General features: G+C 51.6%; 13 protein-coding genes. 5 read left to right on the top strand and 8 right to left on the bottom strand.

Annotated elements, in window-relative coordinates; genetic code table 11:
* Nucleotides 1–8 precede the first annotated feature (8 nt).
* Nucleotides 9–1019, top strand: coding sequence for a hypothetical protein (locus tag EGM51_03465; GenBank protein ID QBG46498.1), 1011 nt, complete (start codon nt 9–11; stop codon nt 1017–1019).
* On the opposite strand, the gene EGM51_03460 is transcribed toward EGM51_03465, so the two are convergent.
* The 3 genes from EGM51_03460 to EGM51_03450 all read right to left on the bottom strand — a co-directional run bounded on the left by EGM51_03460 (nt 1020) and on the right by EGM51_03450 (nt 4428).
* Nucleotides 1020–1973, bottom strand: coding sequence for a hypothetical protein (locus EGM51_03460; protein ID QBG46497.1), 954 nt, complete (start codon nt 1971–1973; stop codon nt 1020–1022).
* Nucleotides 1974–2086: 113 nt separating this feature from the next.
* Nucleotides 2087–3808 carry a transcription termination factor Rho gene (gene rho / locus EGM51_03455; GenBank protein QBG46496.1) on the bottom strand — a complete coding sequence of 574 codons (1722 nt, stop codon included), beginning with the start codon at nt 3806–3808 and terminating at the stop codon, nt 2087–2089.
* Between the two features lie 2 nt (nt 3809–3810).
* On the bottom strand, nt 3811–4428 hold the full coding sequence (locus EGM51_03450) for a dephospho-CoA kinase (GenBank protein QBG46495.1): 618 nt from the start codon (nt 4426–4428) through the stop codon (nt 3811–3813).
* A 170-nt stretch (nt 4429–4598) separates the two neighbouring features.
* On the opposite strand from EGM51_03450, the gene EGM51_03445 reads away from it, so the two are divergent.
* Nucleotides 4599–5228 (top strand): sigma-70 family RNA polymerase sigma factor, encoded by a 630-nt coding sequence (locus tag EGM51_03445; protein ID QBG46494.1) that lies wholly within the window; start codon nt 4599–4601, stop codon nt 5226–5228.
* Between the two features lie 5 nt (nt 5229–5233).
* On the opposite strand, the gene EGM51_03440 is transcribed toward EGM51_03445, so the two are convergent.
* Both EGM51_03440 and EGM51_03435 read right to left on the bottom strand, forming a co-directional pair.
* The gene (locus EGM51_03440; GenBank protein ID QBG46493.1) at nt 5234–7384 is read right to left on the bottom strand and encodes a serine/threonine protein kinase; all 2151 of its coding nucleotides are present in this window, start codon (nt 7382–7384) and stop codon (nt 5234–5236) included.
* 57 nt (nt 7385–7441) lie between these two features.
* Complete coding sequence (locus tag EGM51_03435; GenBank protein ID QBG46492.1) at nt 7442–8083, bottom strand: carotenoid oxygenase; 642 nt, start codon at nt 8081–8083, stop codon at nt 7442–7444.
* Nucleotides 8084–8161: 78 nt separating this feature from the next.
* Between EGM51_03435 and EGM51_03430 the strand changes: the two genes are divergently transcribed.
* The 3 genes from EGM51_03430 (at nt 8162) to EGM51_03420 (ending at nt 11382) form a co-directional block, all read left to right on the top strand.
* Nucleotides 8162–9538 carry an ammonia-forming cytochrome c nitrite reductase subunit c552 gene (locus EGM51_03430; GenBank protein ID QBG46491.1) on the top strand — a complete coding sequence of 459 codons (1377 nt, stop codon included), beginning with the start codon at nt 8162–8164 and terminating at the stop codon, nt 9536–9538.
* Nucleotides 9514–10596, top strand: coding sequence for a tetratricopeptide repeat protein (locus EGM51_03425; protein QBG46490.1), 1083 nt, complete (start codon nt 9514–9516; stop codon nt 10594–10596). Before EGM51_03430 ends, EGM51_03425 begins: the two co-directional genes overlap by 25 nt.
* A 66-nt stretch (nt 10597–10662) precedes the next feature.
* The gene (locus tag EGM51_03420) at nt 10663–11382 is read left to right on the top strand and encodes a hypothetical protein (GenBank protein QBG46489.1); all 720 of its coding nucleotides are present in this window, start codon (nt 10663–10665) and stop codon (nt 11380–11382) included.
* 25 nt (nt 11383–11407) lie between these two features.
* On the opposite strand, the gene ptsP is transcribed toward EGM51_03420, so the two are convergent.
* From ptsP to hprK, 3 genes are read right to left on the bottom strand one after another with little or no spacing between them, the layout of a single operon-like run.
* A complete protein-coding gene (gene ptsP / locus EGM51_03415; protein ID QBG46488.1) occupies nt 11408–13204 on the bottom strand; it encodes a phosphoenolpyruvate--protein phosphotransferase in 1797 nt (598 codons plus the stop codon).
* Nucleotides 13189–13467 (bottom strand): HPr family phosphocarrier protein, encoded by a 279-nt coding sequence (locus EGM51_03410; GenBank protein QBG46487.1) that lies wholly within the window; start codon nt 13465–13467, stop codon nt 13189–13191. The genes ptsP and EGM51_03410 overlap by 16 nt, the downstream gene beginning before the upstream one ends.
* Nucleotides 13460–14440, bottom strand: coding sequence for an HPr(Ser) kinase/phosphatase (gene hprK / locus EGM51_03405; GenBank protein ID QBG46486.1), 981 nt, complete (start codon nt 14438–14440; stop codon nt 13460–13462). Before hprK ends, EGM51_03410 begins: the two co-directional genes overlap by 8 nt.
* Between the last annotated feature and the right edge of the window lie 3 nt (nt 14441–14443).

Here is a 14443-nt window from a genome sequence, read left to right as displayed (position 1 = left end):
CCACCCCGATGATGATGTCTCCCATGGGCGGCGTTCAGGATATGCCGGATGAAGTGCAGGAAAAAATGACCTCAGCCGTTGCAGCAATGGTTCGGGCCGCTGCGGAACAGGGCGGCTATGATCCCGAACTGGCTGAAGCCATGGTCCGTGCCGACATGGAATACAGTGTAAACGGAACAGTCATCAGTGAGGAAGGACGGCTCCTCACACTCACAAACAAAGAGGCCGAGCAGCTCGTCGGCGAAAACCAAACGCCCCTGCTTTCAAAAGGTACCGTAAAGGATATTGATGCTCTGCTAGACAAAATAGAACTGACCGGCGCGGAAAAACGGATACTCAAAGTGACGGCTGCCGAAAAACTGGCTCGACTGATTGCCTCCATCGCTCCGGTTCTAATGATGATCGGACTCGGCGGCCTGTGGCTGGAATTCAAAACACCGGGCATCGGTATTTTCGGCATTGCCGGCGCTGTCTGTCTGCTGCTCTTTTTCTTCGGCCACCACATCGCCGGACTCTCGGGTTATGAAGACCTGATCCTGTTTTTTCTCGGCCTCAGCCTGCTGGCGATTGAAATTTTCATCACTCCCGGCTTCGGTATTATGGGGTTTTCCGGCCTTCTGCTCATTTTTGCATCCTTTGTCAATGCCATGAGCGAACGTATGCCCGGCTCCTGGCGGCCGGTGGATTTCTCTCCGGAAACATTTTCAGTCCCCTTGCTGAAAGTCATGATTGCCTTCATCGGCACATTTTTCATTGCCATTCTCGCCGGGAAATTTCTTCCGGAAACCAAAGCCCTGAAAAGTCTGAGCCTGCAGGATGTAGTACCGGACCCGGAGGAGGACAACACGCTGCTGGGCCTGCAGGGAATTGCACATTCCGACCTGCGGCCCGGCGGAACAGCCTACATTGACGAACGGAAAACTGATGTAGTAACGCGCGGCGATTTTATCGCCCGACAAACCGAAATCCGAGTGGTGGAAATACACGGCAACCGCATTGTTGTTGAAAAAATCTCCTGATCAGGAGAACAGACTCCGCTGATCCTTCATCCAATCTTCATAACGCTGCTCCATGACCGCCAGATCCTTTTCATTGTCAGCATCAAGCGCAGCACCGCCGAAATGCGTATAAACGATCTGAACCCGCGCCCCCAGAACATTACCGATCCCTTCCGAAAGCCGGTTAAAACCGGCCATTGAGCGAATCCGGTCGGCCAGTTTCGGATGCCTGTGCCGATCGCAGTACAGAGAAAACTGCATCAAAATAAACACACGGAGCCCCTTGGCAAAACGGAATCCGTGCGTGAGTGCTGAAAAAATCATCCGGACAATATTGGCCAGCCGGGTCTGGTACCGCCATTCATACATCTTTTCAATGTAGTCCAGATGATTAAGCATCAATGGTTTGGCAACATGCAGGTTGTTATGCCGCATGAAATCCTCTTTCACATGAAAATAAATCATGCGAATGCCGGGATGGTTCTCATCCGGATGATAATGCCGCAGTACGTTTTTCGAGGTCACCCCGATGGAATAGTCGTACTCATGCATGTTAGAACGGTTTAAAAATTCATCCACTTCCTCGGGAAGCAGCATCGGGATATCGCAGGGAGCCACCAGCACCGGAGTGGATTTATGACCGGACTCCTTCAGACTCCAGAATTCGGTTGTTTCATCCAACCCCAGTGAGCAGATATAACCGACCTTGAAATTGTCGATCATATTTTCGCGCTGTTCGACTACGGTAACTCTATCCGAAATCTGAAAGGTATCCAACGATTTGAGCAGTCGCTCACGAGGTCCGACAATCACAACCCCGCCTACATGCGCAGCCCCAAGCAAGGCTTCGAGCACATGGATAAAGAGCGGTTTTCCACGAAGCTCCAGAAAGGCTTTATTTTCATTATGGAGTGCAATACTCGCACGTCGATCACCGGCCAGCAGTATCGCATTCACCTTAGACGTCGTCTGCATACATCCTCCGTTGACACCTAGCGCAGGCTAACCCACCGGAGCAATATTGTCAAAAGCCGGAAAATAGAAAAGGCGGCCATCCAGCCGCCTTTCCCCAATCACTGAAAATGTCCTTACTGATTGCCCTGCAGAGTCATCAGAAACTCCAGATTGCTGCTGGTTTTTTTGAGCCGGTTGATGAGCAGTTCCATGGCCTCCACGCCCGGCACATCTTTCAGGGCCTTACGGAGGGTCCATATTCTGGAAAGTTCATCAGGATGAAGCAGAAGCTCTTCCTTTCGCGTCCCCGATTTTTCGATATGAATCGCGGGATAAATCCGCTTATTCACACATTCGCGGTCCAGATGAAGCTCCATGTTACCGGTGCCTTTGAATTCCTCAAAAATCACCTCGTCCATTCGGCTTCCCGTATCGACCAGGGCCGTGGCAATAATGCTCAGACTGCCGCCATTTTCAATATTCCGTGCCGCACCGAAAAAGCGCTTCGGTTTATGCAGCGCATTCGAATCAACACCACCGGAAAGAATCTTCCCTGAGTGCGGCGACGTGGTGTTGTACGCACGTGCAAGGCGGGTGATGGAGTCGAGCAGGATAACAACATCCTGTCCTTTTTCCACAAGACGCTTTGACATTTCGATCACAATTTCAGCCACCTGAGTATGCCGCTCCGGCGGCTCATCAAACGTGGAAGCAAGCACTTCGGCTTTAGTATTCCGCCGCATGTCCGTCACCTCCTCCGGACGTTCATCAATCAGCAGAATGATCAGTTTTGCTTCCGGATTATTCGCCGAAATACTATTGGCCATTTTCTGCATGAGAACCGTTTTACCGGTTCGCGGCGGAGCCACAATCAGCCCGCGCTGGCCTTTACCGACCGGCGTAACAAGATCGATTACCCGCATAGAGATCTCTTTCGGGTTTTCCACTTCCATGACCAATCGTTCATCCGGAAAGAGCGGGGTCAGGTTTTCAAAAGGTACCCGCTTGCGCGCATGTTCGGGCTCGTCCTCATTGATGCGTTCAATTTTGTAGAGCGCAAAGAAACGTTCCTTTTCTTTCGGGGCGCGAATGGAACCCTCGATATAATCGCCGGTGCGGATACCGAAGCGCCGAATCTGCGATGGAGAGACATAGATATCATCCGGAGCAGGCTGGTAACTGTTCAGCGGCGAGCGAAGGAACCCGAATCCGTCGGGCAGCACTTCCAGCACTCCGCGGCCCTGCAACGGCCCTCCACGACGACCGTGATTTTTCAGCAGTTCGAAAATCAGCTGATGCTTACTGTAGCCGGCATAGTCCTGCAGGCCGTATTCTTCGGCCAGGTTTTTGATATCGTTAATCGGTGTCACCTGCATTTCGTGCAGGGAAAACGGCGGCAGATTTTCGGTATTCGGCGGCGGCTCTTCATTGCGGCGCTGCTTGTTTTTATTCCGGTTCTTTTTATTAAACTTTCCGTTATTCTGTTTGCCATTGTTCTGGCGCGGATGGTTATTCTGCTTCCGGTCTCCACCCTGATCATTTTCCTGCGGCGGCCTTTTCTGCGCTTCGGCCGGTTTGGAAGCCGGCGCTTCGGCAGTTGCCGTTTCCGGCGCTTCGGCTTTAGGGGCTTCGGTCTTTTCCTCCGGCTCACTTTTTTCTGCCGGTTCCGTTGTTTTCACCGGCTCAGTCTTTTCTACCGCTTCAACCTTTTCTTTCGGCTCGGCCTTTTCTGCCGTTTTCTTTGCGGCTGCTTTCTTTTTTGAAGCTTTCTTCTTGCTCGCTTTTTTCTTTGCCGGTGCCGCAGGCTCTTCCGCAGCGGGTTTAACCTCTTCAACCACGTCTTTTTCGTCGTTCATATTTACCTTTCAAGCATGATGGCCCCAACGATTCTCCGTACGGCCAACTCCAGTTCCCCCAGAGTTCCATGATTTGGAATCACAACATCCGCCCGACTCTCTTTTTCAGCCAGCGGCATTTGGGAGAGAACTCTCTGTTCAGCTTCTTCCGGACTCAGCCCGCGCTTTTCCAATCGTTGAAAAACAGTTTGTTCAGAGCTTGAAACACAGACCACCGCATCCCATCCGAGATCGTCCATTCCGCTTTCAAACAACAATGGCAGCAGGATGGCCGAAGATCTATTTTCATTTTTCCGTGCCGTCATCCACGTTTCCAATGCTTCCCTGACAGCCGGGTGTACCAGCGCATTCAGCAGTTTGAGCCGGGATGAATCTTCAAACACTATTTTACCAAGATCGGGACGCGATATCCGCCCGTCTTCCGTAAGTATTTCATCACCGAAGTGATCAATAACCCGCTGAAAAACCGGCGTCCCCTTGTCCATCAGACCATGTGCAACACGATCTGCATCGCACACAGCAAAACCCATCTCACCGAGAATCCTTCCCACTTCCGATTTTCCGCACGCAATACCACCGGTTATCCCTAATGTGATGGTCTTACGATGTAGATCCGACATGAATGTTGGAATGAAAGTTTGAGTTGGAATCCCCAGAACATAAGAGAAGCGTTTCACTCTGAAACTTGTGACGTTTTAGGGATTTCCACCGGATATGTCAACCCCCTGCCACTACATTCAGCCAATTATCTCTTTGCTTTTTCAGCGCTCCGGGCCTAGCTTAACAGTTCATTTTCAGCAGGAGAGACAGACCCGTGGCGGCCGAAGATCAGTATCAAACCCGAGCAACCCTTATTCAGCGCGTTCAGAACCAGCAGGACGAACAGTCCTGGGAAGAGTTTGTACGCGTATATCGTCGTTATATTTATGCCATCATCCGGAGCATGAATATTTCCGAGCACGATACCGAGGATATCCTGCAGCAGGTGCTGATTAATCTATGGAACAGTCTGCCCAAAATGGAATACGAAAAAATCAACCGTTTCCGCAGCTGGCTCAGTACGGTAACCAAAAACTGTGTTACGGATTTCATTCGCAAACGCACCCGCGAAGCCAACCGCCTGGAGAAAGCCAGCAAAGACGACACACTCACCTATCTCAAAGCCATCCGCCTTCCGGAAATCAATGATATTGCGGAACGGGAGTGGGAAATCCATCTCACCAATATGGCACTGGAAAACATTGAACCGCTTTTTTCCGGTAAGGCCGTCGATGCATTCCGCCTCACCCTGAAGGGCAAAAGCGTTGAAGAGATCGCCTGCGAACTGGGCCTGAAAGAGAACTCGGTTTACCGTCTGAAAAACCGCGTGAAAGAACGTCTGATTCAGGAAATCCGGCACCTTCGCAACGAGCTTGAATAGACCTGCTACTTCTTCGTGGCCGCCCGGTTTTTACGCCCAGCGTTCCGCCGTTCCTCCGCAATCTTTTTCAAGCGTTCAGCTTCGGCATAAGTGCCGACCACCTCCATTTTCTCCTTAAGAGCCGCAACGGTATCTTCAGGAAACTTGTTAACATCCATCACGATCCGCTTCAAACGAAGAGGATTGAGCTGATTCAGCATCGAGGATTTCGATTTACTGGAGATGGCAACGCCCGAAATTTTCAATTCGTCCAGCTGCATGCCACGCAACTCATACAGATGCTCAATCCGGGTATTACTCAAATCCAGCGATTTCAGCTCAAGCGGTTCGAGCACATTCCGGCGATAGACGCCAATGATGTTGATTGAAAAAACGGTGTAGGGCGATCCTTTGAGATCAAGTATACCGCCCTCTTTCGTCCAGGTATACTTAAGTCCGTTCTTTTTAGCGTAGTTCGTATAGTTCAGCTTATCCAGCACGGCAGCGGCCAGCGGCTCATAATCCACCGCCTTTGCAAGTGAAGGCCGACGGCGCATATGGTGATAATAGACATAAAAAATAGTCATCTGCTGCGCTGAGTTCGACTCATGAATAAGATCAGCCAGCTGCCGGTCGGTGAGTTGCTTTTTATCCACCGGTTTGATTTTTGCATATTTTTCGCTGAGCGTTCGAAGCTGCCCGATCCGCTTGGATTCACCGGCCTTCTCGAAACTGTCGTTGGCGGCATTGAACTCCTGCAGCACAAAATGAAGAATACCCTTCTGCTCAAAAAGGTTCTGCCGCTTGACCGTATCCACATTTTCTTTCAGCCCGGTTTCAAGCAGCTGAATCATAGAGGCCGCATTCACAAAGTCACGGCTGCGTACCGTATAGGAAACCGCCTCGCCCAGATTCACGCCGAGCTGCTGGCGTTGCTGCTGCTCCTTTTTATACAGCTGGAAATTGGCTTCAGCATTTTTACGTGCCGCAATCGCCTCCGCCTTTTCATGAGCAATTTCAACCAGATAACCGGAAATAACAAAGGCCAGGATAATCAGAAACGAAATCAGCAGAAACGAAACGCGGCTGTGGCGCTGCAGCAGCAGTGAAGTTTTCGTAATCCAGCCGGCATGCTCGGCTTTGGTCGGATGCCCGCTCAGAAACTGCTGAATCTCAGACCGCAACTCCAGCACGCTGTCATACCGGTCCGCCGGTTCCAGTGCCAACGCCTTCATCACCACCGCCACCAGACTCTTCGGAACCCTGCGGTCCGGGCGGCGCCGTCGCGGAGAAATGACTTTTCCGGCCCGCGTATTCTGAATGACTTCATTGGCCGAATTTCCCTCAACCGGAAGCCGATACGTCAATAGATTATACAACAGTGCTCCAAGAGCATAGATATCGGTTTTCTCCGTTTTTTCACCATAGGCCTGCGTCTGTTCCGGCGCCATAAATCCCGGCGTACCTTTCAGCGTACCCGACAGCGTCATATCATTGAGAATATCCCCGTCGAGTTCTGTGGAATCTTCAGCATTCTGATCAGGTGTACCATGAACTACCCGCGCAAGCCCCCAGTCACAAACCAGCACCTCTCCGAATTCCCCGACGCGGATATTATCCGGCTTTATATCGAGATGAAGCACCCCGCGTGAATGCGCATAGGCAATCGCCTCACAGATTTTCAGAAAAATATTCAGCAGGGTTTCAATCGGATAATCCATCCGGTAGGCCGGATCGCCGTCGCGCAATTTACGGATAATCGTCTTCAGACTGTCCCCGGGAATCAACTCCATGGAGAAAAACGGCTCGCCCTCCTCATCCAGACCCATATTGTAAACCGGCATGATATTCGGGTGGGCAAGATTGGCCGTCAGACGCGCTTCGCGCAGAAACTGCTCAAGATCCTGCGGCGACTTGTTCCGAACAGCTCGTGCCATGGCAATGCGACGGTCCAACCGGTGATCGTGAACGAGCAGAATCTTTTTTTCGCCGCCCTCGGCAATTTCATCAATAACCCGATACCGGTGCTTATCCTGTTTCAGCGAATTAAGAATCGGCGTCAGAGATTGCACTTCCTCCTCTGACATAGTGAGGGCATCCGTATCATAAAAACTGGCGAGCGTTTCAAAACGCTCACTGAAATCCCGCTCCAGTTCCTTGCTGTCCCCGTCGTTCATCTTCACTTCCAATGGTTAGAGATACCACTATATCCCGTTTCCAATCATTGGAAACCGTTAAACCGAAGGAAAAATAGCGAGCAGTTCTGCAGGATCATTCACCAGAAAATCAGGATTCACTTTAGCCAGGGCCTCCGGCGTATTCAGTCCCCAGGAAACCGCCACCGTCTTTGCCCCGGCATACCGTGCACTCTCCACATCAACGGTCGTGTCCCCGATATAATAGAGATCGCCGGGATTCAGCCCCCTGTTGCGGATATATTTCTCCACCCGCCGGCGTTTGCTGAGAATAGCATGCGTGGCTTCAACCTCATCAAACCAGTTGATCCGGTGCCGGGCCAGAAAGGTCATGACATTTTTCCGACGGTTGGATGTGAGAATGTCCATCATATACCGGCCACTCTCATGGATCTGCGTCAGCACATCCACCAATCCTTCAGGAGGCATAACCTGCTCCATGGAAGCGTGCATTAAACGGCGTGCATGAATCGCAATGATCGGCACCTTCCAAAGCGGAATACCAACATGATCAATAAACTCACGCACTGTTAAATGACGCGCGGCCGCAATCTCCTCTGTCGGAAGATGTCGATAGCCGTAAATACCCGAAAGGCTGTTGAACACCTCATGAATCAGCATCATGGTTTCAGCCAATGTACCATCAAAATCGAATAGAATCGTCGTTTTCTTATCACTCATTTAGACCTTTAAGATAGCGTCAGAAAGATTGCAAAACCAGTAGATTCGCGCCGTCTTATTACATGTCTGTCATCCTAAATGACTGTACTTACAGCAGAAAAAACACTACATACTGAGAACATGAAAAAGCTAACCAAAATCGCTGCCTACACCACAACACTTCTTCTGTCCGCCACATCGGCTTCAGCCATAGACTTCACCGCTCAGGGTGAATATCTCGGTTCATCCGACTGCCTGGCCTGCCACGAACGGTTTTACGAACTCTGGAGCACTTCACACCACGGGAAAGCGATGGAGGCTTTCAGCGCACGTCTGGTGAAAACCATGAAACCGATGAAGGAACCTCTGAAAATCGGCGATGAATCCTTCATTGTCAAATTCGACGAACAGGGCGGTGTCCTCCATGGAATTCTGGCCGACGGCACAGAAAAAACCTGGCGGATCCGCCACTCCTTCGGCGGACGCAATGTCCGTTATTTCCTTATTCCCATGGAAAAAGGGAAACTGCAGGTCGCACCGGTTGCCTATTATGTTCATAGCGGCGAATGGTATGATGCCACCGGCAGCATGGTGCGCGATTTCCAGGACGACGGCCCGGCTGATTCAGCCGTACACTGGACCGACCGCTCGCTCACCTTCAACACCTCCTGTCATGACTGCCATGTAAGCCAGCTCGAAAAAAACTATAATCCCGAAGACGATTCCTACAACACCACCTGGAAAGAGGAAGGTATTAACTGCGAAGTATGCCACGGCCCCGCCGAAGCCCATGTAAAAGCCGCCGAAGAAGCGGCGGCAAAAGGAGAGAAGCTGAAAGATCTCAAACTCCTTCGTTTCCACGAAGATCTCAATCTTGAACAGCGCGACTCCACCTGCGGCCCCTGCCACGCCAAAGGCCAGATCCTCACCCGCGACTTCACCCCGGGCGAACTCTTTTTCGACCACTACGACCTCACCTCCTACGAAGACCGCGATTTCTGGCCGGACGGTCGGGATCTCGGCGAAAACTACACTCAAACCGCCTGGATGGCCAACCAATGCGCACTCTCCGGACAGCTGGAATGCATTCACTGCCACACATCAAGCGGCCGTTTCCGTTTCAAAGACAACCCGAACCAGTCCTGCCTCCCCTGCCACCGGGAACGGGTAGACAATATTCTCGAACATTCACATCATAGCGCCGAAGCCGGAGTTACCTGCATCGATTGTCATATGCCGACAACTGCACAGGCATTCATGTCACGCTCCGATCACACTTTCCGCCCCCCGTCTCCGCAGGCAACCCTTGAATTCGGCTCCCCGAACGCCTGCAACCTCTGCCATAACAATCCCGAAGCCATCATGGGCGATTATAAAGGCCACAAAAAGAGGATGTCGAATGGGCCGCACGCTATGTCAAAGAATGGTTCGGCGAAAAATCCGGCGAACCGGTGCTCAAGCAGGGCCGCATCATAAGCCTCTGCCGCGAAGGCGAATGGGACCGTCTTCCGGAAATTCTGGCGTTCTTCGACGATGAGGACTGCGATCCTGCAGTCAGCGTAGCCATGCTCCGCCTGCTGGTAAACTGCCCTTATCCCGAAAAATGGCCGAAAATGCGCGAACAGCTGAACCACAAACACGAGTGGGTTCGTGCCGCGGCCGCAGCCTCGATTCAGTACGACAACTCTTACGAAACCACCAAAGCCCTCCTCGAACGCTGCACCGACCGTTTCCGCACCGTTCGTATCCGAGCTGCCCAGTCGTTGATCGCCCGCAACCTGTCCGGTTTTTCCGAGGCCGAACGCGAAGCCTACGAAAAAGCACACGACGAATATTGGAACTCACTGATCATCTGGCCCGACCGATGGTCCACCCACTATAATCAGGGAATCTATTACGACCGTATCGGCGAACCCGAAAAAGCACTCGCCGCCTACGAAAAATCGATGGAACTGCGTGATGATGTCGTACAGCCGCTCATCAACGCTTCTATGGTGCATGCCCGCACCGGCAACAGTGACAAAGCCTACGAAATGTTACAGCGCGCACTGAAAATCGAACCGAACAGCCCGATGGTTAATTTCAATATCGCCCTGCTGGATGCTGAATTCGGAAAAATGAGCGATGCCGAAAATCATCTGAAAACCGCATTGGCTGCAGAACCCCAAATGGCTCAGGCAGCCTATAACCTGGGGATTCTGCTGGCTCGAAAAGGCGAAAAAGAAGGATTCGAATGGCTCGAAAAGGCGGCGCTTCAGGTTCCTGAAAACTGGAATTACACCTCTTCCTACCTCTATTTCCTTCAGCAGGCCGGGCGCGCATCCGAATCCGAAGAAATCATGCGCCGCGTTATCGACACCGGTCGTGCAGCACCTGAGGCCTATTTCACACTGGCCGGCACCCTTGAGCAACAGGGCCGTATCTCCGAAGCTCTTGAAATTTACAAAAAAGCCAAAACAGCCAAGCAGCTTCCGATGGAGGCAAAACGCTACGCCGTCAATCAGGAACGGCGTCTGCGCTCCGGAGCACAGTAGAATCTGTATCGTTTTCAGGAGCTGGAATCCATTGCTTCCACCTCCTGGAAATGCTACTTACCCGGCATGTGGAAATTCATCAAAATGCTGATCGGGATCGGCCTGCTCCCACTCTGCTGGGCCGTCTCCACAGCCATTTATGCCCTTTATCAGGATTCGGTATCCACTGCTCCGACTCATCCGCAGGAAATATGGGCACTACCTATCGGATTTGCCGTATGGGTGGCGATCTATTTCATTCTCCCCCGCCCGGTCCGAACCTATGTCCTTGCCCATGAACTTACCCATGCCCTCTGGGCCCTGATGATGGGCAGCCGCGTCGGCGGCATGAAAGTCGGTAAAGATGGCGGACACGTTGAACTCTCCAGAACTAATTTTCTGATTACACTGTCCCCCTATTTTTTTCCGTTTTATACCGTCATTGTTATTGCCGTATACTATCTGCTTTCCTTGTCGCTCGACGTGGAACCTTACCGTATCTGGTGGCTGGCCGGCGTAGGCCTCACCTGGGCCTTTCATGTAACATTCACCATCAGCATGCTGGCCGAACAGCAGCCGGATGTGCAGGAACATGGCCGCATCTTCTCGTATGCGGTCATCTATATTGCGAATCTGCTGGTGATCGGTCTGTGGATGGTGCTGGTCGGAACTCCGCAAGCCGCCACCTTCCGGGATTTACTGAAAGATGACACGGTCGCCGTTTACAGTTATACATGGCAGTACATTCAGCAGGGCTGGGAATACACGATGGTCCAGGTACAGCATTTACGCGCCGGCGACGCCTGAACCGTTCCGGGGATTGAAAGAACCGTTATTCCGAAAGTTCGAGCACTTCCGGCGCAATTCTACGGATAAGATCAATACACAGTTGCTCAACATGCTCAGCAGAGTGTGAATTCAACGCAGTCTGGGCCAGCTCAACTGCACTGGAATAATGCAGTTTACGGATTACATCTTTGATCAACGGTGCCTGCGACGGACTCACCGACAACTCATCCACTCCCAGACCGATCAGCAACGGGACATACGGAGCCGTCGCAGCCATCTGTCCGCAGACACACGTCCATAAACCGTTTTTATGACTCACTTTAACCACATGGTCAATCAGCCGGATGATGGCCATATGTGTGGGATTGTAAAGGTGCGCCACATTTTCATTTCCACGATCCACGGCCATGGTGTACTGGATCAGATCGTTAGTTCCCAGACTGAAAAAACTGACATGCGGCGCAATAATATCAGCAATCAGAGCGGCGGAAGGCACTTCGATCATCGTGCCGATCTGGATGTCTTTATTAAACGGAACGCCCTCCTCGCTCAGTTCCATCATGCATTGGCGCAGCAGCGTATTAGCATCCTGCACCTCCCGAACACAGCAGACCATGGGATACATGATCCGCACATTATCATACACGCTGGCCCTCAGAATTGCACGAAGCTGAGTTTTAAACAGCTCCGGCCGCGCAAGACACAACCGGATTGCACGATCCCCCAGAAAAGGATTCAACTCATCGGGATTCTCGAAACCCACCGGCATTTTATCCGCCCCAAGATCCAGCGTACGAATAACCACCGGCGACGGATACTGACTTTTCGCAGCCCGCGTATAAGCCGCTGCCTGCTCATCTTCGGAAGGAAGCCTGTGAGCGCCCAGAAACATGAATTCCGTCCGGAACAGACCAATACCTTTAGCGCCACGGGCATCCACACCCTCCAGCTCTTCCAGCAGTTCAATATTCGCCGTGATCGGAACCAGATAGCCATCGAGTGTTTCCGGGGCCTTATCCCGCAGAGACTCCAGTTCGGTACGGATCTGCTGCTGTTCCTCAGCGCGTTTCCGGTATTCTTCCAGACGCTCCCGGGTCGGATTGACAAATACCAGTCCTTTTCCTCCGTCAAGAAGCACCTGATCTCCGGGTGAAACCACCGCCGTTATATTATGCAATCCCACCACCGCCGGAACTTCCAGCGCTTTCGCCATAATAGCGGTGTGTGATGTAGAGCTGCCGAGATCAGTTGCAAAAGCCTTAACCAGATTACGGTCAATACTCGCGGTATCGGATGGGGCCAGATCGTGCGCCACCACAAGACAGGGCTCTTTCACCTGTTTCATCTGATCGATGGTTTCGCCGGCCAGATTGGCAAGAATACGCTTTGTAACATCCCGGATATCCGCAGCGCGTTCCGAGAGATAGGAATCTTCCATTTTTGACAGCATATCCGCATAACGGTTGGATACGGTCTGCAGAATGGGTTCAACATTGATCAGATCATTCTTGATGGAGCGAATGACCTCTTCAATAAATGTACGATCATCAACCACCAGAATATGTGCATCGAAAATACTGGCATGTTCATCACCCAGCACATCAGCCACCTCTTTCTGGATATGTCTGATCTGTTCATGAGTGGCAATAAGCGCTTCTTCAAAACGCGCTATTTCAAACGGAACTTCCTCCTCGGAAATAGACCGCCGGACCGCTTTTTCAGTCTGAGGAGCAAATAGACGGCAGGTGTATACCGCAATGCCCGGAGATACGCCGATCCCCTTCAGGGCAATCTCGTTTTTCACCTGTGATTCAGACACCGGAATCAGTCCTCGCCGAATTTGTTAACAAAAAGCTCCTCAATTTCATCCATGGCTTCCTGGGCATCAATCCCCGACGCAGTTACCTTCATGATACTTCCCGGATAACCCTCAATGGTCATCAGCCCCATAATGCTTTTACACGACACTTTGTTTCCATCCTTTTCGATGAAAATATCGCAATCATATTTTCCTGCCGCTTTCACCAGCAGAGCTGCCGGACGGGCATGGATGCCGTACTCGTTGAGCACTTCAAACTTTTTCTCCACGATCTGATCAGCCATTGCGCACCCGCCCTCTGGTAAGCCGGCTGATAATTTTATCATCCAGCTCTTTCGCCGCATCATGACCCAGCTCCTTCAGCTTCTGGTTCAATGCGGCTACCTCTACAATATTCGCCATATCACGCCCGGAACGGACCGGCAACGTGATATACGGAACCTTTATACCCATAATTTCAACCGTTTCAGGCTGCACTCCCGTGCGATCCTCATTACCTGTCGGATTTTTCAGATCAACCACCAGGTCGAGTTCCGTCTGCCGGCGAATAGCGGCAATCCCGAACAGGCTCGGCACATGGATGATCCCCAGACCCCGGATTTCCATATGATAACGCGTCACTTCATTGGCCCAGCAGACCAGCCGGCCACGGGAATTTGCACGCACTTCAGTGACATCGTCAGAAACCAGACTGTAACCGCGTTCGATAAGCGCCAACGCTGTTTCGCTTTTACCAATCCCGGGATCACCGCGAAGCAGTACACCAATACCCATAATCTCCAGACAGGTACCCTGAATGCGTTCCTGAGGCGCTGTCAGCTTCTCAAGAATCACGGTGCACTCATTCACAAAGTTCATTGTCACCATCGGCGTACGGAAAACCGGCACTCTATGTTTTTCAGCCAGTTCAATCATCTCTTTCGACGGTTTGCGATTCCGGGTAATGACGATGCCGGGAATCTGCTGATCAAAAAGGTCCGCCAGCCGCCGGGAACGCTCCTCCTGCGTCAGACTCTTCATATAAGTAAATTCAGCCAGACCGAAAATCTGAAGACGCTGATTCGCAAAGTACTGAAAAAAACCGGTCAGCGCCAACCCCGGACGGTTCATGGTGGTTTCGGGCAGTTTACGGTCCAGATACTGTTCGCCCGCAATAATGCTGAGCTGCAGCTTATCTGCACCCTCATCCCACAGAGTTTTAACGGTAATGGCCACGATCGGTCTCCAAAATCTATTCAGAACATCAGAATGAAGAATTTA

The organism is Verrucomicrobia bacterium S94, assembly GCA_004299845.1.
Taxonomy (GTDB): Bacteria; Verrucomicrobiota; Kiritimatiellia; order Kiritimatiellales; family Pontiellaceae; genus Pontiella.
Note: the sequence above shows the minus strand (reverse complement) of the source record. Positions and strands in the feature narration are given on the sequence as shown.